The organism is Planomicrobium sp. MB-3u-38 (assembly GCF_002836425.1).
GTDB classification, from domain to species: Bacteria; Bacillota; Bacilli; order Bacillales_A; family Planococcaceae; genus Planococcus; species Planococcus okeanokoites.
On sequence record NZ_PJBO01000071.1, the window covers coordinates 11,776 to 35,488 of the forward strand.

Annotated in this window: 21 protein-coding genes; 14 read left to right on the plus strand and 7 right to left on the minus strand. The window is 45.7% G+C overall.

Features of this window, described 5'->3' with window-relative positions; genetic code table 11:
• The first annotated feature begins 97 nt into the window (after positions 1 to 97).
• Both CXF70_RS14300 and CXF70_RS14305 read left to right on the plus strand, forming a co-directional pair.
• Positions 98 to 1,213: a GAF domain-containing sensor histidine kinase gene (locus tag CXF70_RS14300; protein WP_101803239.1), complete on the plus strand. Its 1,116-nt coding sequence runs from the start codon at positions 98 to 100 to the stop codon at positions 1,211 to 1,213.
• 14 nt (positions 1,214 to 1,227) lie between these two features.
• Positions 1,228 to 1,869 (plus strand): response regulator, encoded by a 642-nt coding sequence (locus CXF70_RS14305; RefSeq protein ID WP_084242609.1) that lies wholly within the window; start codon positions 1,228 to 1,230, stop codon positions 1,867 to 1,869.
• 444 nt (positions 1,870 to 2,313) lie between these two features.
• On the opposite strand, the gene rsgA is transcribed toward CXF70_RS14305, so the two are convergent.
• The gene (gene rsgA, locus CXF70_RS14310) at positions 2,314 to 3,369 is read right to left on the minus strand and encodes a ribosome small subunit-dependent GTPase A (protein ID WP_101803240.1); all 1,056 of its coding nucleotides are present in this window, start codon (positions 3,367 to 3,369) and stop codon (positions 2,314 to 2,316) included.
• 371 nt (positions 3,370 to 3,740) lie between these two features.
• Between rsgA and CXF70_RS14315 the strand changes: the two genes are divergently transcribed.
• From CXF70_RS14315 to CXF70_RS14335, 5 genes are all read left to right on the plus strand, one after another.
• Complete coding sequence (locus tag CXF70_RS14315) at positions 3,741 to 4,949, plus strand: acyl-CoA dehydrogenase (RefSeq protein WP_101803241.1); 1,209 nt, start codon at positions 3,741 to 3,743, stop codon at positions 4,947 to 4,949.
• Between the two features lie 16 nt (positions 4,950 to 4,965).
• Entirely contained in the window at positions 4,966 to 6,030 is a 1,065-nt protein-coding gene (locus CXF70_RS14320) for a phosphotransferase family protein (RefSeq protein ID WP_101803242.1), read from the plus strand.
• A 113-nt stretch (positions 6,031 to 6,143) separates the two neighbouring features.
• Positions 6,144 to 7,343, plus strand: coding sequence for a cytochrome P450 family protein (locus CXF70_RS14325; protein WP_233208651.1), 1,200 nt, complete (start codon positions 6,144 to 6,146; stop codon positions 7,341 to 7,343).
• 145 nt (positions 7,344 to 7,488) lie between these two features.
• Positions 7,489 to 8,790 (plus strand): DUF2254 domain-containing protein, encoded by a 1,302-nt coding sequence (locus CXF70_RS14330; RefSeq protein ID WP_101803244.1) that lies wholly within the window; start codon positions 7,489 to 7,491, stop codon positions 8,788 to 8,790.
• 19 nt (positions 8,791 to 8,809) lie between these two features.
• The gene (locus tag CXF70_RS14335) at positions 8,810 to 9,871 is read left to right on the plus strand and encodes a mechanosensitive ion channel family protein (RefSeq protein ID WP_101803245.1); all 1,062 of its coding nucleotides are present in this window, start codon (positions 8,810 to 8,812) and stop codon (positions 9,869 to 9,871) included.
• Positions 9,872 to 9,912: 41 nt separating this feature from the next.
• Here CXF70_RS14335 and CXF70_RS14340 read toward each other — a convergent pair whose 3' ends face one another.
• The 3 genes from CXF70_RS14340 to CXF70_RS14350 all read right to left on the minus strand — a co-directional run bounded on the left by CXF70_RS14340 (position 9,913) and on the right by CXF70_RS14350 (position 12,764).
• On the minus strand, positions 9,913 to 10,476 hold the full coding sequence (locus tag CXF70_RS14340) for a hypothetical protein (RefSeq protein WP_101803246.1): 564 nt from the start codon (positions 10,474 to 10,476) through the stop codon (positions 9,913 to 9,915).
• Positions 10,477 to 10,479: 3 nt separating this feature from the next.
• Complete coding sequence (locus CXF70_RS14345; protein ID WP_101803247.1) at positions 10,480 to 11,382, minus strand: cation diffusion facilitator family transporter; 903 nt, start codon at positions 11,380 to 11,382, stop codon at positions 10,480 to 10,482.
• 65 nt (positions 11,383 to 11,447) lie between these two features.
• Positions 11,448 to 12,764, minus strand: coding sequence for a hemolysin family protein (locus CXF70_RS14350; protein WP_199172843.1), 1,317 nt, complete (start codon positions 12,762 to 12,764; stop codon positions 11,448 to 11,450).
• 199 nt (positions 12,765 to 12,963) lie between these two features.
• Between CXF70_RS14350 and chrA the strand changes: the two genes are divergently transcribed.
• From chrA to CXF70_RS14365, 3 genes are read left to right on the plus strand one after another with little or no spacing between them, the layout of a single operon-like run.
• Entirely contained in the window at positions 12,964 to 14,133 is a 1,170-nt protein-coding gene (gene chrA / locus CXF70_RS14355; protein WP_101803248.1) for a chromate efflux transporter, read from the plus strand.
• Positions 14,134 to 14,150: 17 nt separating this feature from the next.
• Entirely contained in the window at positions 14,151 to 15,404 is a 1,254-nt protein-coding gene (kynU, locus tag CXF70_RS14360) for a kynureninase (RefSeq protein WP_101803249.1), read from the plus strand.
• A complete protein-coding gene (locus CXF70_RS14365) occupies positions 15,405 to 16,028 on the plus strand; it encodes a cyclase family protein (RefSeq protein ID WP_233208652.1) in 624 nt (207 codons plus the stop codon). It abuts the gene before it with no gap.
• 36 nt (positions 16,029 to 16,064) lie between these two features.
• Here CXF70_RS14365 and CXF70_RS14370 read toward each other — a convergent pair whose 3' ends face one another.
• Both CXF70_RS14370 and CXF70_RS14375 read right to left on the minus strand, forming a co-directional pair.
• Complete coding sequence (locus tag CXF70_RS14370) at positions 16,065 to 16,499, minus strand: arsenate-mycothiol transferase ArsC (RefSeq protein ID WP_084242596.1); 435 nt, start codon at positions 16,497 to 16,499, stop codon at positions 16,065 to 16,067.
• A gap of 167 nt (positions 16,500 to 16,666) precedes the next feature.
• Positions 16,667 to 17,188: a universal stress protein gene (locus CXF70_RS14375; RefSeq protein ID WP_084242595.1), complete on the minus strand. Its 522-nt coding sequence runs from the start codon at positions 17,186 to 17,188 to the stop codon at positions 16,667 to 16,669.
• A 647-nt stretch (positions 17,189 to 17,835) separates the two neighbouring features.
• Here CXF70_RS14375 and CXF70_RS14380 point away from each other — a divergent pair.
• Complete coding sequence (locus CXF70_RS14380; RefSeq protein ID WP_101803250.1) at positions 17,836 to 19,572, plus strand: ABC transporter ATP-binding protein; 1,737 nt, start codon at positions 17,836 to 17,838, stop codon at positions 19,570 to 19,572.
• Between the two features lie 2 nt (positions 19,573 to 19,574).
• The gene (locus tag CXF70_RS14385; protein ID WP_101803251.1) at positions 19,575 to 21,329 is read left to right on the plus strand and encodes an ABC transporter ATP-binding protein; all 1,755 of its coding nucleotides are present in this window, start codon (positions 19,575 to 19,577) and stop codon (positions 21,327 to 21,329) included.
• A gap of 552 nt (positions 21,330 to 21,881) precedes the next feature.
• Here the strand turns inward: CXF70_RS14385 and CXF70_RS14395 are convergent.
• Entirely contained in the window at positions 21,882 to 22,085 is a 204-nt protein-coding gene (locus CXF70_RS14395; protein WP_084242591.1) for a YheE family protein, read from the minus strand.
• Positions 22,086 to 22,158: 73 nt separating this feature from the next.
• Here CXF70_RS14395 and CXF70_RS14400 point away from each other — a divergent pair, with 73 nt between their 5' ends.
• On the plus strand, positions 22,159 to 23,316 hold the full coding sequence (locus CXF70_RS14400; RefSeq protein ID WP_338088700.1) for a DUF445 domain-containing protein: 1,158 nt from the start codon (positions 22,159 to 22,161) through the stop codon (positions 23,314 to 23,316).
• 12 nt (positions 23,317 to 23,328) lie between these two features.
• The gene (locus tag CXF70_RS14405) at positions 23,329 to 23,676 is read left to right on the plus strand and encodes a YlbF family regulator (RefSeq protein WP_101803253.1); all 348 of its coding nucleotides are present in this window, start codon (positions 23,329 to 23,331) and stop codon (positions 23,674 to 23,676) included.
• Positions 23,677 to 23,713 lie beyond the last annotated feature (37 nt).

Consider the following 23,713-nt stretch of genomic DNA (forward strand, 5'->3'; position numbering starts at 1 on the left):
GGCTCCCTTGTGAAAGGGGGCTTTTCTCATTCGAAAGTATGAAGCGCAACCAGGCTCAAAACAGGTATGGTTGGATTAACGGTGGTGAGGTGGAAATATGGAGCTGAGCGAGCATTCCAATGTAATTCTGCTGAAGGAAATTGCAGAATTGCTGAATGAGGAAACGGATATGGAACGGATGCTGACTGGGGCCATCCGGAAGCTTTTGGATGGTTCGAATTTTGAAACAGCCTGGATTTTCTTTATTGACGGGGAAGGGAAGCATAGGCTCATGGCGCAGGCGAATCTTCCTTCGGCACTGAAGGAAGATGATTGCCGCCACCTTCAAAAAGGCGGCTGCTGGTGTGTCAAAAGGTATCATGATGGAGATTTGGAGAAAGCTTCAAATATCATCGCCTGCCAGCGAATCGAGAATTCAATAGCGGAAAAGACTGGAGACCATGGCAACATCACGCATCACGCGACGGTTCCGCTGCAATCCGGAACGGAAAGATTCGGCTTGCTGAATATCGCGGCGCCTGACCGGGAGCGTTTTTCTACGGATGAACTGGCGTTGTTGGAATCCGTCGCTTTTCAGATCGGTTCCGCCATCAAACGCATCGGCCTGACCAAGCAGGAGCAGGAATTGGCGCTGGTGACTGAACGCAATAGACTGGCCCGTGATCTGCATGATTCAGTCAACCAATTACTGTTTTCCGTAACGCTTACCGCAAGAGGCGGCGTGGAGATGTCAGAGGAGCCGGCAATCCGGGAAACGTTCAGCGATATTCAGCACCTGACACAGGAAGCGCTGAATGAAATGCGTGCGCTGATATGGCAATTGCGGCCGAAAGGACTCGAAAGCGGCTTGCTGGAAGGGATAAAAGGCTATGCTGAAATGCTGGGTCTTGAGCTGGAAACGAAAGTGAACGGCGTCATCCAGCTTCCTTCAAGAATTGAAGAGACTTTATTCCGCATTGCGCAGGAAGCATTGAATAATATCCGGAAACATGCGGGCACAGACCGGGGACAATTATTCCTGTCGGTTACCCAGACGGACGTACTCCTTGTGTTGAAAGATGAAGGCAGAGGGTTTGTGATGGATGAAAAACTGTATATTCCATCGATCGGGATGCTTAGCATGAAAGAGCGGGCAAAATCCGAAGGCGGCACAGTGGAATGGTCCAGTGCAATGGATAAAGGGACGGAAATTCTTGTAAGAATTCCTTATTAAGGGAGGGGGATGGATTGATGAAGGTTTTAATAGCGGATGATCATCATGTAGTCAGGAGAGGGCTGCTGTTTTTTCTGAAGACCCAGAAAGATATTGAAGTGGTCGGTGAAGCGGTGAATGGCAAGGAAGCGGTCGAAATGGCTGAGAGACTCCGTCCTGATATTGTGTTGATGGATTTGGTGATGCCGGTCATGGACGGAATTCAGGCTACACGCAAAATAAAGGAAAAGCATCCTGGAATCATTGTGCTGATGCTGACCAGTTTTTCGGACCGTGACCACGTCGTGCCGGCGATCGAAGCGGGAGCGGCGGGCTATCAACTGAAAGATATCGAACCGGATGAGCTGGTGGAATCGTTGCGCAGTTTGATGAGAGGCGAAAATACGCTGCATCCGAAAGCGACTTCTGAATTGTTGAAAGGGCCGGCAGAACCAGCGCCGCATACCGTCAATTATTTGACGCCGCGGGAAAAAGAAGTGCTGGCGGAATTGACAAAAGGGAAAAGCAACCGGGAAATCGCGTCGGCGTTATATGTGACAGAAAAAACGGTGAAAACGCATATTTCAAATATCTTTACGAAGCTCGAGGTGCAGGACCGCACGCAGGCTGCTCTTTATGCAGTTAAGCATGGACTGACAGAAGCGGGGATGGAATAGGAAAGAGGCAAGAAACCGACACTTCTCAAATCATTTCGCTTTAGGCGGACGCGTTCCGCAGGGAGCTGCCTGAGCCTCCTCAGTCGCTACGCTCCCTGCGGGGTCTCAGGACTCGCTCTATTTCCTGCAGGAGTCGCCGCCTGACGCTTCATTTAAGTTTCGTCTTAACTGAAGGAACGTCTTCTTCAGACATTAAAAGTAATAGACTTTTCTATTTTAGAACGCGAATTGAGATATGGAGCAAAACAGCGAAGACTCCTAGGGGATTGCGGGGAATAACATGTGCTCCTGCATCGCTTCGCTGCTTCGTCGCAAAGACTTAGCCTCGCAAGTGTCGGCTAATGTCTTCGAAGCTGTTTTGCGGAATATCGGCTTTAAAACTATATTTTTCTCGACAAGCAGAGGCAAGACGCATCAATGCGTCTTGCCTCTTTTCATTTCTATTCAGCGCTTTTTAACTGGACGTTTTCTTGAATCTTTCGTAATCTGCTTCCACTTCGAGCGCTCGGCTTTTTGTGCCGCCAGATCGCTTTTGCGTTCCATATGGGCAAGTTCGCGTTTGAGTTTTACATAGCTGCGGAAGCGCTCAGGCTCAAGTTCACCTGTATCAAGTGCTTCCCGGATTGCGCAGCCGGGTTCATTGCCGTGGGCGCAATCACGGAAACGGCAGGCGTCCGCCAAAGTTTCCACATCCGTAAAGCCGGATTCCACGCCTTCAGAATAATCGCCGAGCTGGAATTCGCGCATTCCGGGTGTATCGATCAGCAATCCGCCGCTTGGCAGCAGCACCATTTCACGGTGCGTTGTCGTGTGGCGTCCTTTACTGTCGTCTTCCCGGATTTCCTGGACGGCCATCAATTCGGTGCCGGCGAGTGCATTGATCAGGGAAGATTTGCCGACGCCGGACGAACCGAGCAGCGCACCTGTCCTGGAACCGGCCAGTATATTCTGCAAATCAGAAATCCCTTCCAGAGTGACACTGGAGACGGTATGGACCGGTATTCCGAAAGCGACCGATTCCACTTCTTTCAAATAAGGTTCGATGTCGTCGCATTGATCCTTTTTGGTCAATACGATTACCGGATTAGCACCTGAATCCCAAGTGGCCAATAAATAACGTTCAAGCCGCCGGACATTAAAGTCGTGATTCAATGACATCACGAGGAACGCGTAGTCAACGTTGACCGCAATCGTCTGGATATCGGAAGTTTCACCTGCCGCTTTACGTGAGAAGCTGGAGATGCGGGGAAGGACTTGATGTATGATCCCTTTTTCTTCACCCGGCATCTGTTCGATAACGACCCAGTCACCGACAGAAGGGAATTCTGATTTCGCATGGCTGTGTCTGTATTTTCCGGATAGTGAGCTGAGCCACTCACCGTGATCTGTAACCACGCGGTAAAGATTTTTATGTTCCAGTACCACACGCCCCGGTACACCGTTTGTTTCAATTTTCTCTTGCCAGTTTTCATTCCAGCCGTACTTTTCAATAATTGTCAATTTAAGTTCCTCCAATTTTTATGCATAATAAAAAACCATGGATGCGTCTTGCAAATCGCAGTCCATGGTTCCCGGGCATAATGGAAGAAGCGTATCTTCAGCGATACACGGAGCGGGATACTATAGACTGGATTTGCTGTTTCGTTGCAATGATATGGATAGCCATAATACCCCACCTCTTTCCTCAAGTTATCTTTAAGATACCGGATAATTCCGAAATGGTCAATAAGTTTTTTATTCATGATTCCAATTTTTAAGAGAATTCGGAAGAAGAGCTTTCAAAGCCTTGCAAAGAATGTATAGAAAAGCTACCATTAAACTAATATTCTGAACATACCAACTGGTCAGTATAAAGAAAGGTGGAAGTTATTTTGGATTTTTCCTATTCTCAAAAAACTAAAGATTTGCAGAAGCGCTTGAACAATTTTATGGAAGAGCATGTCTATCCAAATGAGAAGGTTTTTGAACAGCAATTGAACGGACAGAACAACCGATGGTCTCAAGTGCCGCCTGTGATGAAAGAGTTGAAGCAGAAAGCGAAAGAACAGGGGCTGTGGAATCTCTTTTTACCAGACAGTGAATACGGAGCAGGCCTTAGCAATCAGGAATATGCGCCTTTGTGTGAAATCATGGGCAGATCGCTGATTGGGCCGGAAGTCTTTAATTGCGGGGCACCGGATACCGGCAATATGGAAGTATTGGTGCGTTACGGCACAGAAGAGCAGAAGAAGAGATGGCTCGAACCGCTGTTGAATGGTGATATTCGTTCGTGCTTTTCGATGACTGAACCGGCTGTGGCATCGAGTGACGCGACTAATATCTCTGCAACCATTATGAGAGATGGAGATGAATATATCGTCAACGGAAGAAAATGGTGGTCTTCAGGGGCTGGCGATCCTCGTTGCAAAATCGCCATCGTCATGGGGAAAAATGACCCGGATGCGCCGAAATATGAACAGCAATCCATGATTTTGTTGCCTTTGGATACACCAGGTGTAACGATCGAGCGCATGCTGCCGGTTTTCGGCTACGATCATGCGCCGCATGGCCATGCCGAAATCAATTTTGATAATGTCCGGGTTCCGGTTGGCAATATGATTTGGGGAGAAGGAAAAGGCTTTGCCATTGCGCAGGGAAGGCTGGGGCCAGGCAGAATCCACCATTGCATGAGGCTGATCGGTGCTGCCGAACGTGCGCTTGAGGAAATGTGCCGCAGAGTTGCCGAGCGAGCGCCATTTGGCAAGCCATTGGCCAATCAAGGCGTAATCCGGGAATGGATTGCGGACTCGCGCATTGATATCGAACAGGCACGGCTTTTGACACTGAAAGCGGCCTATATGATGGATACAGTCGGCAATAAAGAAGCGAAAGCGGAAATTGCGATGATCAAAGTTACAGCACCAAGTATGGCCTTACGCGTTATCGACAGAGCCATTCAGGCATTCGGGGCAGCGGGCGTCAGTGATGATTTTACTTTGGCGGCACAATGGGCGAATGCCCGGACGCTTCGGCTTGCTGACGGACCGGATGAAGTACACAGAAGCCAGATTGCCAAATTGGAATTAAAAAAATATCTATAAGAAATGAGGGGGACCAATGGGAGATTTTACACAAGCAACGATTCCGGTCAGAAAAGGGGAAGAAATCGATCTGCAAAGACTTGAAGAATTTCTTCGTTCGTCAATTGAAGGACTGCCTGAAGGTGAACTTGAAATCCGCCAATTTGGCGCGGGCCATTCCAATTTAACCTATGCACTTAAAATTGGGGGATGGGAAGGGGTTCTCCGTAAACCACCGCTTGGACCAGTGGCTCCGAAAGCGCACGATATGGAAAGGGAATTCAAAATTCTGCAATCGCTGGCGCCGATTTTTCCAGCAGCCCCGAAACCATTTGTATTTTCGGAAGAAACCTCTATAACAGGGAGTCCATTCTTCATCATGGAAAGACGTTATGGCGTCGTGCTGGATACCGATTTTCCGTCAGGAACTGAAGCGACTGCAGAACTTGGCAGGAAAATATCCGAGAAAATGGTGGATACACTGGTTGAACTCCATGCCATCGATTATAAAAAAACGGCGCTAGCCGATATGGCGAAACCGGAAGGATTTATGGAACGGCAGGTCAATGGATGGATCGGACGGTATGAACGCTCAAAAACAGATGATATCGAAGAGGTCGAAGCATTGAAAAAGTGGATGCTTACTAATTTACCGGAATCACAGGAGCCTTCAATCATCCATTACGATTTTAAATTGAACAATGCGTTGTTCGGTGAAGATTATACAGAAATTACAGGACTTTTCGATTGGGAAATGACAACTGTCGGTGATCCGCTGGCAGATTTGGGCGCGGCGATGAGCTACTGGATCCAAGCCGATGACCCGGAACTCCTGAAAAAGGGGATGGGTAAACCGCCTGTCACTGTCAATGAAGGATTTTACACACGTGAGGAATTTATTCGCAGCTATGCAGAGAAGAGCGGCCGGGACATCACTCAAATTGATTTTTATCTGACGTTCGCTTATTTCAAGCTGGCGGTGATTGTCCAGCAGATTTATTTCAGGTATAAAAATGGCCAGACGCAGGATCCGCGCTTTGCGAATTTCGATCGATTCGTCAAGAGCCTGATCCGCTATGGGCTTGGAACAGCAACTAAATAGATTCAAGTAAAATGCTGGCCGGAATTTCCGGTCTTTTTTCTTTTCCAAATAGGTGATTTGGTGGAGAAAAAGGTGGATAGGAGCGGGTATGAAGAGAGAAAGGAGGCGGTATGATGGACTTCGATAAATATAGCTGGCAATTATTTACAGAAACATTTGTGGAAAATCCTTACCCCTATTATGCCCAGCTGCGAGCGGGGGATCCGGTTTATAAAACAAGGTTTCCTGATGGCCAGCAGGGTTGGCTGATTACTGGTTATGAGGAAGCGGTGGAAGCATTGAAAGAGCCGCGTTTCATCAAGGATTTCAGTAAACTCTATGGAGGCTCGATGGACGGAATGAATGTCTTTACTCAGAATATGCTTTTTTCTGATCCGCCCGATCACCGCCGTCTCCGGGGCTTGGCGCAAAAAACGTTTACGCCGCGGGTAATTGAAGGAATGAAAGAACGAATTGAGGAAATAACCGATCAGCTTTTGGACGAAATGGAGCAGAAAAAGGAAATCAATTTGATTGATGATTTCGCTTTTCCATTGCCCATCATCGTCATTTGCGAAATTCTCGGTGTGCCATCGGAAGACCGCGATAAATTCCGGATCTGGTCAAATTCACTTATTGAAGGAAGCAGCGGTGAACCGGGAGTCAGTGTTTACCAGCATATGAATGATTCTATCCGTTATCTTGGCGAGTGGTTCAGCAGAACAAGGCTTGAGACGGAAGATGATCTGATCAGTAAACTCATAGAGGCGGAAGAAGAGGGAGACCGTTTGACGGAAAAGGAATTATACGGTCTTGTAACCTTATTGATCATCGCCGGGCACGAGACGACGGTCAATTTAATAGGCAATACATTTCTGAATTTATTGAAGCATCCGGAACAGAAAGAGCTGTTAAGAAAAAAACCGGAGTTGATTGGACAGGCAATCGAGGAATCATTGCGTTTCGATGGGCCTGTTGAATTCAGTACGTCCAGATGGGCGGGTGAAAATTTTCAGTTTGCAGGAAAAAAAATCAGCCGCGGGGAATTGGTGGTGGTTGCCTTAAATGCAGTGAACCGGGACCCTGATCAGTTCGATGATCCGGAAGTATTTGAGATCAGCCGGGAAAAAAGCCCGCACCTCGCATTTGGGAAGGGAATCCATCATTGTCTTGGAGCGCCGCTTGCACGGCTCGAGGGAAAGATAGCTATCAGCAGGCTGCTGGATCGTTTTCCTGATTTGAAATTGCGTATACCAGAAAGCGAGCTTAAATGGCGACAGGGAATGATTGTCCGGGGTGTAAAGGAAATTCCCGTCATGAAGAGACAATCATAGTTTGTTCGATTGGAAAGATGCTCCTTTAATCGGGAGTTTTTTTTATTTTTTATGGAAAGTGGAGTGTTATTGAAAAATGTTTAACGTGTTTGTCATAGGCGGTAACAGGGGAAATATTTATTAAAGGACGAATTGGGGGGCACTTATGAAAAATTTCACTTTTTGGATCAAGGAAAAGTTATGGGTGACTCCGGCCGTCTACAGTATTTTTGCTGTGGCGCTGTCAATCATCTTCTTTTATATCGATTTGTATTTAATCGAATCACTCAGTGAGTACATACCTTCGATTCTATTGACGAATGTCGACCTGGCAAAAACCATCATGGGGAATTTATCAGGTGCATTACTTACGATGACGACATTCACGTTTTCCACCATCCTCGTTGTGCTGACAATGTATTCCTCTCAATTTTCACCCAGAACGTTAAAGAATTTCGTACATGACCGGCTGACATGGAGAGTGCTTGGCGTTTTTCTTGGTGGATTCATCTACAATACTTTATCGTTGCTGTTCATGCGTGCGCACCTCTACAGTCACGATGTGATTTCGACATTTATCGGTATCTTGATCGCATTCTACTGTTTGGCGACTTTTGCTTATTTTATTCATCATATATCCACTACTGTTCAAGTAGGAAAATTAGTGATTGATCTGATAGGCGACACTGAACGGGTTATAAAAAAATTCGAAGGATTATGGGAAAAGAGCAGCGATGAAGGAACAATTTGGAGGCCGGATGGCATCAAGCGGTCATTTGCTGCCGGCAAAGCAGGTTTTATAGGTTATATCTACTTCGAAGAACTTCTGGAATATGCTGAAAAAAATAATATGGAAGTGGAAGTTCTTGTATCTATAGGTGATTACATCCATGAAACAAAATCCATAGTGAATGTTTATATGGCTGATTCTGAAGAATTTCCAATTAATGAATATTTTATAATCGGAGAGGAACGGACTTCTGAACAGGATGTAGAGTTTGCTCTGCAAAAATTAGTGGAAATTTCGCTGCGGGCAATATCGCCAGGCATCAACGATCCGAATACAGCCAATGATATCGTGATCAGGCTTGGTAATCTGCTTGGGAAAATCGGCAGCCTTAAAACAGATGAAGTCGTACTGACTGACAAAAAGGGGAATGGCCGGATACTGTACCCTTATCCGAAGTTTAGAGAGATTCTGTATAAAGTCTATTACCAGTTCTCCTATTATGGAAAAGATGATATATCGGTGCTGGGCGCCTTGACGGATTCTTTGATAATCACGTCAGAGACAGTGCCTGAAAAGCATAAGAACGATTTATGGGATATTCAATTGTATATATTAGAAGGAGTTGCCGCAAAGGATTTAAAATCGATGGACAGGATATTTCTGCAGAAGAAAATTGATATTCTGGCTGAAAGAGTGAACAAGAGAGCAGTTAACCTGATGGACATCAATGGAAATTAAACAGGGGGAGGCTGAGTAGATGGATAACAGTCAGCTCTTTAATGGCATAGACGTACTGAAAGATTTATCCGTTAGGGAATTTTTTATGTTCTTTATTTACCTATCATTGATATTTGTCATCAAGCTGACAATTGAATGGGCTTTTAAATTCATACTGAAACATACCCGTTATAAGGAAAGAGTTTTGCCGATGATTGAAGCGATCTTGAATTGGCTCGCTTTTTATAGTTCCATCATCCTTTTCCTGTTTTATTTTTGGAAGGAAAGCTGGCTGACATATGCATTTTATGAAACTGATGGCGTAGAGGTATCGGTATTTCTGATTGTTGTGGTCGTCATGATTGTGACATTTGCCAGCCGGATCATCAAGACTTTCAACAGGCATGTAATGCCGTTCATTTATGAACAATTCGATATCGATGTAGGTTTAAGTTTCACGATCAATCGGCTGATTTACTATACGGTCATGTTCCTGGCTCTGGCCTTGAGTTTCACGACTGTCGGCTTGGATCTCACAGCATTGGGCGTTGTGTTCAGTGTGCTCGGCATCGGTATCGGTTTCGGCGTCCGCAATATAGCAGCGAACTTCGTATCGGGTATCATCATCCTGTTTGAACGGCCCATGGAAGTGGGCGAAATGGTTGAAATAGACAAAAAGATCGGTAAAATTACGAGAATCAAGCTGAGGTCTACAGTGGTTGAAACATTGAAAGATGGAACAATGGTCGTTCCGAACCAATACTTCATTGAGCAGATCGTTAAAAATCGTTCCAGTGCCGAGTTGTTTGCAAGAGTGGAAGTCAGTGTGGCATATGGCAGCGACACGGCAAAGGTGGAAAAGCTCATTTTGGAAGCGGCAGAACAGGAAATTCCAGCGATGAAGGGTGTGCCGCTAAATCAACAGCCTGATGTCCGTTTTATCGGATTCCGCAATTCTGCGCTTGATTTCCAAGTGGAAGTGCATGTCGTTGACGTCCAGATGAAGGAACAGTTGGAAAGCAGGCTGAGACACGCTATTGCCAAATTGTTTTTTGATAATGATATTGAACTGGCGAAAACACATGCCCCCGCTAATGATTAAAGCCCCGTGCCGGTCAATGGCAAGGGGCTTTAAGTTTTGATTCATTCTTCAGTGATCCTTTCATGGACACCACCGGAAGCCTGGACGTTATTGATGATGCTGCCGCTCATTGTGAGGATTGCTCCTGCCGGCATGTCGATGACCGTTCCATTTTTTAAATGGAATGAAAATGAATCAATCTTTGTCATTCCATTTTCTTTGACAATACGTTCCTCCACTTTTTCAAAATCCGTCCACTCATATTTCTCGGATGTGATGGCTAATGGGGCATTATAAACAAACCCGTCGGAAGTTATGTAATAATAATCGGTCAAAGAAAAGCTCAGCGCAATTATCCCCGATACAAATAGAGCAAATGCAAACCCGTATTTCTTCAATCGCGGTTCCAGCATTGCTAATACGATCAATCCCCCCGCCATAAGCGCAAGGCCGATGCCTCCGGTCAATAGCGACATGGAAGAAGTGCCGATGGCCAATGCATCTGGTGTGATGAACATGGTTTTAATTGGATAGAAGAAAGCCACGGGTGCAAATAAAGCGGAGATGAACAGTATAACCGCAAACGTAATATATACTATCCTCTTTTGATCAATGAAATCATACATTTTCTAATCCCCCTCTTGTACCGGATCGTCATAGTCAGAATAATCCGGCTCTATATGTACGAGCACGACACAATTAGGTTTCGATTTTTTTACTTTTCTTTCAATTTCTTCCGTTATCCAGTGGCTTTCCGTTACATTCAACAAAGCATCGACTTCAATTGTCAGATCCACAAACATGACATTGCCATGATGGCGCCCTTTAAAATCACTTAATTTCCTGACACCCGGCACTTTACGGATAATGGCAGACAAGGTTTCAACTTCATCTTCATTGAAGGCATCTGTCAAAGTCATCACCGATTCCTTGAAAATATCCAAAGCGGTTTTAAGAATGATTAATCCGACTATAAAGGCGGTGATGACATCAATGACAGGTGCTCCCAAAATAGCGCCCAGGATTCCGATGCCGGCTCCTATACTAACCAGTGCATCCGAACGGTTGTCATATGCTGCGGCTTTTACAGCACTGCTGTTAATTTCGCGGCTCAACTTAAGATTGTATCGGTAGACGCCATACATGATGATGGCCGAAAACAATGCGATGCCAGCGGTATAGAGGGAAGGTTCAGTTTGTTCGCTGGGACTGAAAAGATTGCGTCCCGCTCCGAGCAATACCTGAAGCCCGATCACAGCCATTATGAACGAAGCGAGAAGGGAAGCGACAGTTTCGGCTCGGAGATGACCGTAATGATGGTTTTCATCCGGTGGCTTCTGGGAGATCCGCAGTCCGACCAGTACTGCGACAGAAGCGATGATATCCGTCAGGTTGTTCAGGCCATCCGCTTTTAACGCTTCCGAAGATCCGGCGAATCCGAATACAAGCTTTATAGTGCTAAGGAACACATAAGCGCCAATACTCAGCCACGCGCCTTTTTCCCCTCGGCGTAAATTTGTATATAACTCCATAAAGTTTCCTTCCTCCAAACCTTTTTAACAAATTGAAAACGACCCTCACTTGAGAGTCGCCTTTGCTATTCTTCGTTTTCGGGTTCTTCAATTTTGCGGACTTCCAGGTAAAGGATGTGATGTCCGTCAACTTCTTTGATCTGGAATTCATACCCCTGCTCAATGATTTTCTCACCTGGGATGGCATCGAAATTCATGCTCATCATCCAACCGCCGATGGTATCAATATCTTCTTCGTCTATTTCAATACCCAGTATATCATTTATGCTCTCAATGAGCATCTTGGCACTGAAGATATAATGGTCCTCGCCCATTTTTTGGACTTCAGGAACTTCCTCCAAATCAAATTCATCCTGGATATCGCCGACAATTTCTTCAATGATGTCTTCGATTGTGACGAGGCCGGCTGTTCCTCCGTATTCGTCGCGCAAAATCGCCATGTGGATCCGTTCACGCTGGATTTTCAGCAATAACTCGCTTAATGGCATCGAGTCAATCACCTGGATAACCGGCAGCACAAAATTTTCAACCGCTTTATCGCCGTTCAGCGGATTTCGGATATAGGCCGTTAAAAGGTATTTCATATTTAGGACGCCGATGATGTGATCTCTGTCTCCATCGATTACAGGATAGCGGGTGAATTGTTCAATGCCGGCTTTTTCAAAGACTTCTTTCAATGTAAGATCTTTTTCAATGATTTTCATTTCTGTCCGCGGAACCATTATTTCTTTCGCGATGCGTTCATCGAATTCAAAAATCTTGTTGACGAAGGCATATTCGGAAGGATTGATTTCCCCTTTTTCCAGACTGTCCGCAAGGATGATTTTCAAATCTTCCTCGGTGTGGCCAATATCCGATTGAGAAACGTGGCTGACACCAAACACGCCGGCTATCAGTCTTGTCGTCCTATGATAAAACCAGAGGAGTATGTACATCAGGTGATAGGCAACAATAAGCGGTTTGGCCGTAGCCAATGTTATTTGCTCAGCCTTGTGGATTGCGATTGTTTTCGGGACCAGCTCACCGGCAATCGTCAAAACTGTGAGGACGATAAAAAAAGCAATCAAAAAGGCGAGTACGCCGGCAATACTTTCCGGTATACCCAAGCTGGCTGTTAAAGGGGTGATAAAATCGATGACTGATGAATGGCCAAGCCATCCCAGCCCCAGAACAGAAATCATGATCCCAATCTGGCACGCGGACAAATAATCATCCACATTCGTAATGACCTTTTTTGCAGCCAGAGCTTTGGGATTGCCTTCTTCAATCATTTGATCAATTCGGCTGCTGCGGACTTTTACGATAGCGTATTCGCTTGCCGAGAAAAAAGCGGCCGCGATAATAAGCAGGATAAATAGCGGCAATTGTATGGCTATGTCCAAATAAGTCCTTTGTTCCAGTCAAATCAGGAGTGGAACAAAGTTTGCACCTCCCGCGGAGAAATATAAATTAATTCAATGATACGGGAAGAAAAATAAAAAAACAAATAATTCCGTCAATAAAATTTACAAGCTTGTAATTTAATTCATATAAGCAATCAGTTATGCTTAAAGCAACAGGATAAAAAAAGGAGAGGCTCGAATGGCACAGAATAAGTATTTGGAAATTTTGAAAGCTTCGACAAAACTGGGGCTAACCTCATTTGGCGGACCGACTGCCCATCTTGGTTATTTCAGGGATGAATACGTAGAAAAACGGAAATGGCTGGACGATAAAGCGTATGCGGATATCGTCGCATTATGCCAATTTCTACCGGGACCCGCCAGTTCGCAGGTGGGCATATCCGTGGGGATGCTGAGAGGCGGAATTCTTGGGGGGTTCATCTCATGGTTCGGCTTTACTATGCCGTCTGTGCTGATTCTTGCTTTGTTTGCAATGTTCATTTCAGGAGCCGCATTTGATACAGGCTGGATACAGGGATTAAAAATTGTAGCGGTTGCGGTTGTTGCTCACGCATTGCTCGGCATGGGCAAATCATTGGTTCCGGATCGTCAGCGAGTGGCTATAGCGGTTTTATCAGCAGCCGCCATTTTATTGGTGCCTACAGCCTGGGCACAAATTGGTGTCATCATTATTGCCGGGATAATCGGCTTTTTGATATACAAAAATGATCAAGCACCCGAGGCAGTGAAGCTGGTACTCAGTTTCGGTAAAAAGACGGGTATTGCAGCATGGACGATCTTCGCTGGATTGCTGATTGGATTGCCATTGCTGCGTCCAGTCATCGAGTCCGGTTACTATGCGATTTTTGACATCTTTTACCGTGTCGGATCGATTGTTTTCGGAGGCGGGCATGTTGTCCTGCCGATGCTTGAACGGGAAGTAGTCCCTGGGTTCATGGACGCAGATACGTTTATTGCGGGGTACGGTGCTGCCCAAGCGGTTCCGGGCCCTCTATTTACTCTTTCAGCTTATCTCGGTCAATTGATGGGAAGTGGATGGGGCGTCGTGGTAGCGGTTTTCGCGATGTTTCTTCCTTCATTTTTACTGGTTATCGGGACACTGCCGTTTTGGAGCATTATCCGGACGAAATCTGGAGTCCAGGCCGCATTGAAAGGTGTGAATGCGGCAGTTGTGGGGATCCTGCTTGCGGCACTTTATGATCCTGTATTCACTTCAGCGATCAATGGTCCGGCTGACTTTGCCGTTGCGGTAATTGCATTTGCCATGTTAGTCTATTTTAAACTCGCCCCTTGGATCGTTGTTTTGATAACGGCTATTTTAGGTGCGGCAATGTATGCATTCCTATAGATGAAAGGAAGATGACAATGGTGACCGCCAAACAATTGGATGAGCAGGATTTGCTGAAAAATTTCAAAGATGAATTTTATATGGAAGACGGACAGATCTATATGGACGGAAATTCACTCGGCTTGATGTCGAAACGGGCAGAATCAAAATTGCTGAGTTTGATGGACAGCTGGAAAAGTTTCGGGATCGATGGATGGACCGAAGGAGATAATCCGTGGTTTACACTGGCGGAGGATATGAGTTCCCGCATTGCTCCTTTTGTGGGTGCGAAAGCGAATGAAGTAATGGTGACAGGTTCCATCACCTCGAATATCCACCAGATGTTATCGACTCTTTTTCAACCGACAGCAGAAAGAGCGGTTATTCTTGTCGACGAACTGAATTTCCCATCTGATATTTATGCAGTGGAAAGCCATCTTCGTTTACGCGGCCTTGACCCCGAACAATACATGAGAAAGGTCAGAAGCCGAAACGGTTATACATTGGAACTGGAAGATATAATGGAACAACTTACAGAGGATGTTGCCATTGTGTTGCTGCCTTCTGTGCTTTACCGCAGCGGCCAATTATTGGCGATCAAGCAAATAACAGAAGCGGCACACGAAAAAGGGATTCTGGTTGGCTTCGATTTAGCGCACTCCATTGGAGCTTTGCCGCATAAGCTTCATGAAGATGATGTGGATTTTGCGGTCTGGTGCCATTATAAGTATATGAATTCAGGTCCTGGCGGAACAGGTGGACTTTATATTCACGAGCGGCACCATCATCTATTGCCTGGCAACGCAGGATGGTTCGGCTCAGACAAAACAAAGCAATTCGACATGGATCACCAATTCAGCAAAGCGGAAGGTGCAGGGGCCTATCAGATCGGTACGCCGAATATTTTCAGTATGGCGCCACTGCTTGGCAGCATTGAAATCTTTGAAGAAGCCGACATTGCCCGTGTACGTGATAAGTCTCTTCAACTGACTTCCTTGCTTCGTGACCGGCTTGCTGTGAATGTCCCGGAACTTGATGATGTAACACCGCGGCCGGATGATGAACGCGGTGGGCATATTGCGCTGTCGCATCCTGAAGCTGCCAGAATCTGCAAAGCGCTGAAAGATGAAGGCGTCGTGCCGGATTTTCGTGCTCCGAATATTATTCGACTGGCGCCTGTCGCGTTATATACGTCGTTTGAAGATGTTGAACGCACCGTAATGATCCTGAAAAAAATCATGGTTGAAGAACTCTATAAGAATTACAGCAATGAAAGAAATGTGGTGGCGTAATTGAAAGCAAAAGAGATTTTTGATATTTCCATGGAACTGAATACAGAAACCCCGGAATGGCCGGGAGACCATCCGTTCGAGTATTCGCTGTCAGTTACCAAAGAGCAGAGCGGTTCTGTGAATATCGGCCAATTCAAAACGAGCACACATATGGGCACTCATATCGATGCCCCGTTCCATTATGATGACAATGGTTTGACGATAGAGGAGATGCCGCTTGAGATATACTTAAGCACAGCACAGGTCATTGATGTGCAGGGATTGAAGGAGATCAGCAGCAACGATCTGCCCCAACCTGCTGAAGGGGTGACGACTGTTTTATTGAAATCGTGCAGCTGGGTAGACCGCACGAATTTTCCAGGATCTTGGCCAGTATTCGATGAATCGATTGCCGGTTGGATGAAGGAAAAAGGAATTCGTCTGCTTGGCGTTGACGTGCCATCTGTCGATCAGGAAACCAGTAAAGAGTTACCGATGCACCAGGCTATGAATATAAATGAAAGATATATTCTTGAAGGGATCGTGCTGGATAATATCGATGCAGGCGTCTATCAGTTAGCGGCATTGCCGTTGAAGATCAAAGGCGCTGAAGGAAGTCCGGTGCGAGCAGTTCTCTATAAATAAAAAATAAACCTTCACCTGATTATCGGGTGAAGGTTTTTACATATAGTCTGAACGGAAATAATTTTCCATATTTTTTATGTTCATGGCGATTTCATCACATATTTCCTGATACAGAGCCCATTGTTCTGTTTCATCCAATGACCGCAGTTCGGGATTGCGGATATCCCATCGCAGCAATTTTTGAGCGGGCAAATCTGCAGGTATATCATCTTGTTCCAACTCACCGTCATGCATCGCGATTATCAAATCCGCTCCGCTGACTTCATCGTGATTGTAGGATCTCGGTTCAACCTCTGGCAGATCGAGAATGATTTCCTTCATGATTTCCATTGGAGTCTCGCTGATTGAAGGCTGACTCCAAGCGGCGCTCCGAATTTCCCAATCAGGAAGTCCGAGGCGATTTGCCCATATCTCAGCCATCAGTCCACGGTGCTGGTGTGAAGACAGAAAGTAGACAGTTTGCTTAGACATGGCTGTTCTCCTTCTTCCTTTGTTTCGAGTTTTCTATACTTAGAAATGTTTACCCATTTCGATTTGAAGTAAACTAATATATTTGTGACAGAAATAGCACGAAAATATCATTTGGGTCAAAAATCTATAAAGCCCCATAATTAGGCGACCCAAGTGTTCGTCAACCATTATTTAACGACAAGAACCGAACAGGATGCTTCTTTCAATAACTTCTTGCTGACCGATCCTACGAAGAACTTCTGCATACCTGATTTTCCGCTGTTGCCCACAACCAGCAAATCGATTTTTTGTTCATCAATGAAGGCAGGGATCGTCTTAGAAGCGTTTCCTTCCAAAGCCAGAACATTTGCTTCTATGTTTTTCTCATCCAATTGCTGCTGAATCGAATTATGCATATGCTTGGAAAATTCGGATGGCCGCTCCATCGGGTCTCTTGGTACCCGGCTGCCGCCATTCTCACCAATTCCATAAGGCATGAACTGGGCATAGGTGCTGTCGACATTAGAGGATGTGACAGGTGCCGAAGCATCCCCCGCACTCATGAAACCGATGCCTTCCTCAGTTTCTTCATTGACATAGATGATCGATAATTGAAGGTCGGGAAAATCCTGTTTCAGTTCCAATGCTTTGTCAAAGGCCATTTTGCTGCCATCCGAACCATCGTATGCTACCGCCAATTTTTTATACATATGCTTTCACCCCGCTAAGTTTTACTCTTACTATGAAAGTACCCTCCTGGCTGACAATGAAAACATTCGTTTGCCAAGCCTTGACCGAAGCTTCCGAGGGCAAGGCTTTGCGACGAAGCCAGCGAAGCGATTCAGGAGCATGGGGTTGGAAAGCCCAGCTGTATTGCAGAATAACGCTTATTAAAAATCATTAATTCAACTTATATAGATAAAGAATATTCTCTTTTTTTAAAATAATGTTGACAATTCAAAAAAGGCAGTGGTAGGCTTGAACTATCAAATTTGAAGGAATGGAGGTTTTGACAATGAAAAAAGTATTTGTAAACACTGAGTCCAATTTCATATCTATGTCAGGCCATCCTGTTTTTTGTCTTTGAATTTATTTCGTAACTAGAAGTTTCAGGACAGGTCTGAGCACCTGTCCATTTTCCTGAGCGCATGCCGAGAAAAATTGGCATGCGCTTTTTTATGGTTCAGAGACGTTTTTAACCAGCATTTGCTGTTTAAATAATAGGCACTGGGGAACAGTTGCCAAATAAAAACAAAGGAGAATATGAAAATGGAAAAAATCCAACAAAGAAAAATTATGACGAAGGAAGCGCTTGAAGGAGACTAGCTGAAATCGGAAACGAAAGAAGGAATTGCAGATGTTTGATGTTTTATGGAAATTAAAATGGTTTTTTAAAGAAAATTGGATCCGCTATACAATTGCAGTCGGCTTATTGCTGATTGCCAATGTGCTGGAAATCATACCGCCGTGGCTGATCGGGGTCGCAATCGACTCGATTGCCCAGAATGAACTGACAGCAGAACTTTTATGGCAATACATTATCGTATTGGCGGTTGCAATGATACTTGCCTATCTGATCAACTTTGTCTGGCAATATCAATTGTTTGGCGGTGCTTATGTAATCGAGCGCCAGCTCCGTTCAAGTCTGATGGGGCATTTCCTGAAAATGACGCCGACGTTTTTTGAAAAGAACCGGACAGGCGATTTGATGGCGCGTTCCACAAATGATTTACGGGCTATATCAGAAACCGCTGGATTCGGGATACTGACCCTTGTCGATTCTACACTGTATATGGGGACCATCATCGTCGCAATGGGAATCCTGGTGTCGTGGGAACTGACTTTATTGGCATTGATCCCGCTGCCGATCCTGGCGATCGTCGTGCAGATTCTCGGGCGCAAAATCCATGAACGCTATACATTGGCGCAAGATGCGTTCGGTGATATGAATGACAGTGTTCTCGAGTCAGTCGGCGGGGTCCGGGTCGTGCGCGCTTACGTGCAGGAACGTGCTTCCGAGAGGCAGTTTGCTGAAATGACGGATGACGTCTATGAAAAGAATATGGCGGTCGAACGGATTGATGCGCTGTTTGCACCAGTAACAAAAGTGCTGACAGCAATCAGTTATATGATCGGCCTCGGCTACGGTGCATTTCTTGTGGCGGAAGGTGTCATGACTCTCGGTGACCTGGTGGCATTCAACGTTTATCTCGGTATGATTGTCTGGCCGATGTTCGCTATCGGCGAATTGATCAACATCCTGCAACGGGGCAATGCTTCATTGGACCGCGTAAATGAAACATTGGATTACGAGGAGGATGTTGTCGATCCGGCGAAACCGGCATATGCGGATAAACCGGAAAACATCGGTTTCCGTGATTTCAGTTTCACCTATCCGCAGTCAAGCTCCATCAATCTGCAAGGAATCAACTTGTCGATGAACAGCAGGCAGACGCTTGGAATCGTCGGCAAGACGGGAAGCGGCAAAACGACCTTTGTGAAACAATTGATGCGGGAATATCCGGCAGGTGAAGGTTCGATCCTGCTGAATGGAATCGAACTTCAGAATCTGACGAAAGATCAGCTGAGAGGCTGGATCGGATATGTACCACAGGATCATGTCCTGTTTTCAAGAACGATCCGGGCGAATATCCTGTTCGGTAAGTCTGATGCGACCGAAGAAGACATTGCGGAAGCGATTCGCCTTTCCCACTTCACGAAAGATCTTGAAATGCTGCCAAACGGCCTGGATACATTAGTGGGGGAAAAAGGGGTGGCATTATCAGGGGGCCAGAAACAGCGGATTTCAATCGCGAGAGCGCTAATCAAAAATCCTGAAATTTTAATACTTGATGATTCGCTGTCAGCTGTGGATGCGAAGACAGAAGCACGGATCATCGAAAATATCCAACAGGAACGTTCCGGAAAAACAACTATAATCACCACTCACCGCTTGTCGGCGGTGCAGCATGCTGATTGGATTGTTGTCCTGGATGACGGAGTCGTCATCGAAGAAGGAACGCATGAAGATTTGCTGAAGAAAAATGGATGGTATAACGAACAATTCCTCCGTCAGCAGATTGAGGAGGTGTAGGAATGACTACAGGAAAAAGATTATTAAAATATGCTTTGAATTTTAAAGGGATATTGATTGTCGGCCTTATATTTCTGTCCATTGCGGTTGCTGCTGACTTAGCGACACCGCTTATTGCCAAAGAAATAATAGACAATCACATTGCAACTTCCGGTGAAGCAATCGATTTTGAGCCGATTGCTTACCTATTGGCGTTATTCTTTGCACTCGGAATCGTCACTGCTGTATTCCGCTATCTGCAATATATCCTGTTGCAGAAAGGCGCCAATAAAATCATCCGGAAAATGCGTAATGATGTTTTTGAGCACGTGCAAAGATTGCCGATCCGTTACTTTGATAACCTGCCGGCGGGCAAAGTTGTCGCAAGGATAACGAACGATACGGAAGCCATCCGTGAATTATTTGTCACGGTGCTGTCGCAGTTTGCGACAAGCTTCATGTATATGGCTGGTATCTACGCAGCCTTGTTCTACCTTGACTGGCGCATGGCGCTGATCACCTTTGTCATCGTGCCGCTGTTATACGTGTGGATGCTGGTATACCGGAAATATGCGGCGAAATACAATCACGTGGTCCGTGAGAAGGTCAGTGACATGAATGCGATGATCAATGAGTCGATTCAAGGCATGACGATCATTCAGGCCTTCAGACGCGAGAAGCAGATGAAAGAGGAATTCGAGAGTATGAACAATGTGCATTTCAAATTTCAGCAGAAATTGCTGATTTTGGAAGCCGCCGCCTCACATAATATGGTCGGCGTTTTGCGTTCGATGGTTTTTATCGCCTTCATCTGGTATTTCGGTGGAGCGACAATGTCAGGCAACGAAGTTGTAACGGTGGGCGTACTTTATGCATTCGTCGATTACATCATCCGCCTTTTCAATCCGATCAGCGGAATCGTCAACCAGTTTGCGAAATTGGAACAGGCATTGGTGGCTGCTGAGCGGGTGTTCCGCCTGCTAGACCGCAGCGGGGAAAATGTCAGTGATGAGAAGATTGCAAGATACCGCGGCAATGTTCGTTTTGAGGATGTCTGGTTCGCTTACAAAGAAGAAGAGTACGTATTGAAGGATTTGACCTTTGAAGCGAAGCAGGGGGAAACAGTTGCGCTCGTCGGACACACCGGATCCGGTAAAAGTTCCATCATGAACCTGCTGTTCCGTTTTTACGATGTTTCCAAAGGCAGCATTACGATTGACGGCGTCAACATCAATGATATGTCAAGGCAGGCTGTCCGTGAACATATGGGAATCGTCTTGCAGGATCCATATTTGTTCTCTGGCACAATCGAGTCGAACATAACGCTCGGCGATAAGAAAATTACCCGCGAACGCGCCATTAAAGCATTGGAAGAAGTCGGCGGTGAACGGGTGCTGAAGCATTTGCCGAACGGCATTGATGAACCTGTTGTTGAAAAAGGGAGCACGCTGTCTTCCGGCCAGCGCCAATTGGTATCTTTCGCGCGCGCTTTAGCTTTTGACCCAGCCATTTTGATACTGGACGAAGCCACGTCGAACATTGATACCGAAACCGAAGAAATAATCCAGCATGCGATGGAAGTGCTGAAAAAAGGAAGAACCACTTTCATCATTGCGCACAGATTATCTACTATTAAGAATGCGGATCGCATCCTGGTGCTCGACCGCGGTGAAATTGCAGAGTCCGGTTCACACGATGAACTGATGAAACTCGGCGGCACTTATTACCAGATGTATCAGATCCAATCAGGAATGTCTTCTGCCCAGAAAATTGGGTAAGGGGACATTCCCTTTTTTTATTTTTGGATTTATTTATTTGAATTAATAATACATTCCAACCGATATTCCGCAAAACAGCTTCGAAGACATTAGCCGAAGCTTAGCGAGGCTAATGTCTTTGCGACGAAGCAGCGAAGCGATGCAGGAGCACTCGAAGCGTTTGCACTTCGTCGAAACGTCGTTGGATAGCCAACGCCGTTTCTGCTCCCCATGGCGTCTTCGCTGTTTTGCTTCATATCTCAGATTTTCTCTCAATCATAGCAACTTCCCCAGCGCCGGCGCGGCTCAGGAGCAGGCGAATGCCGACCGGAGCAATAAGACGAGTGGTCTTCTCGGCTTATTGCGGGAGGCAAGGTGTGCCATACGTAGATGGCACCTCCTTTGCGACGAGCTTGCGCAGGAGCATAATCTTGGCACTGTCCAAAGTGCCGAAGCGAATGGAAATTGTGTACTTTAATTCAACCATTCAAATTGCTATTACTGTTAACTTTGCAAGTCTTTACTTTATAATGAAGGAACGGATGAAAAAAAGCGCTGGAACCTTCCAGCGCTTTAATCGTATACATGAAAGAGCATGAGCTCATGGATCATCTTTTTGACGGCCTCTTCATCCTCAGGCTGTTTGTTTCTCCAAGTGATGGTCCCATCGGGATGGTATTCTCCTGTAATGCGTTCATTCTTATAAAAAAATGAGATGTTCCAGCCAGGCAATTGGTGATTCTCGAACATCGGTGTAAATTTAAAATGCTGCAGCATAAAGATCCCCCTTTGTCTCTTGCATTCATTATAAAGGCAGGAAACAGGATTGACAAAGATGAAAAAGAAATGAGTGACGAATTTGAATATCCTTCTTACATTGATTTTCATGGCATTCATCGGTGCGCTCATCGGTGGCGTCACCAACCATATTGCCATTAAGATGCTTTTTTGGCCATATGAAGCAAAATACATCGGCAATTTCCGTATCCCGTTCACGCCCGGTCTCATACCCAAAAGACGGGATGAACTTTCGACCCAGCTCGGACGCACTGTGGTGGAGCATCTCCTGACGCCGGAAACATTCAAAAAGCGTTTTTTCAATGAAGAAATGCGAATGAAGACAGAAAAATGGATTCAGCGGCAACTAGCCAAGCATGTATTTGAATCTCCGAAAACGTTTAAAAATTGGCTGGATGCAGCCGGTCAAAAAAATGTGGAGATGAAAATCGAGCGGAAAATCGACAGATTGGTGGAAAGGCAATACGATTCACTTCTTTCTTATATTGATGGCAAGACAATCCGTGAATTGATGCCGGAAGCCTGGAAAGACGAAGCCGAAGTGAAAATGATCCAGTCGGTGAAATACGGCATTGACAGAGGTTCCGATTACTTCGAATCGATTGAAGGAAGACGCGCCATCAAAACCCTGCTTGATGAATTTTTGGCTTCCCGTGGCAGAATCGGCAATATGCTGCATTCGATACTCGGCGAATCCCGTCCCTTAGTGGACCGGATCCAACCGGAAATCATAAAATTCCTTAATTCGCCGAAAACATTTGAATTACTGGTCTCCATCGCATACGCAGAGTGGGATAAATTGCAGGATCGCCGGGCCGATGCCTTGCTGAGTGAATTTGACTTTAATCCGGCCCTTGAAGCAGTGAAACAATATGTACGCGAAACCGCGAATGTGGAAGGACGCTTAAACACGACACTTGCACAGTCCTGGCCGGGAGGGTTAGAATGGACAAGTGAAAACTTTACTCCGCTTGTCACCGATTTCATTTTCGAGCAAGGGGAGCAAAAATTGGAAGAGACCATACACAAGATCAACATTGAAAGTATGGTGAAAGAGCAAGTGGATTCTCTGCCGCTGAGCCGTCTGGAAGAATTGGTTCTGGGGATTTCACGGAGAGAGTTCAAGATGATCACAGTGCTTGGCGCATTTATCGGGGGAGCTGTTGGTATTCTCCAGGGAGTGTTAGTCTCGGTACTGAATATATTGTAGAGGAGAATCATAATGGCAGTTAACATTTATGACGACATCAACAAATTGGAAAGCACTTTCCGTTCGACGGAGGAATTTCAGAAACTTGAAGCAGCTGTGGAAAGCGTGAAATCAGACGATGAGGCCAATGAATTATTCAAGAGCTTCCGCGATCTTCAGATTTCGTTGCAGCAGAAACAGCAGCAAGGCGAAGAAATCACTGAAGAAGAAATGATGGGTGCGCAAACTACAGCTCAGGCTGCACAGCAAAACGAGAAAATTCTTGCGATGCTTGAAGCTGAAATGGGCCTTAGCCAAATGATCGAGGAAGTTAACCGCGTATTGATCAAACCTGTACAATCTTTGTATGAAAGTATGTAATTAAAAATTCCCTCATCTAAAATAGAGGGATTTGGAA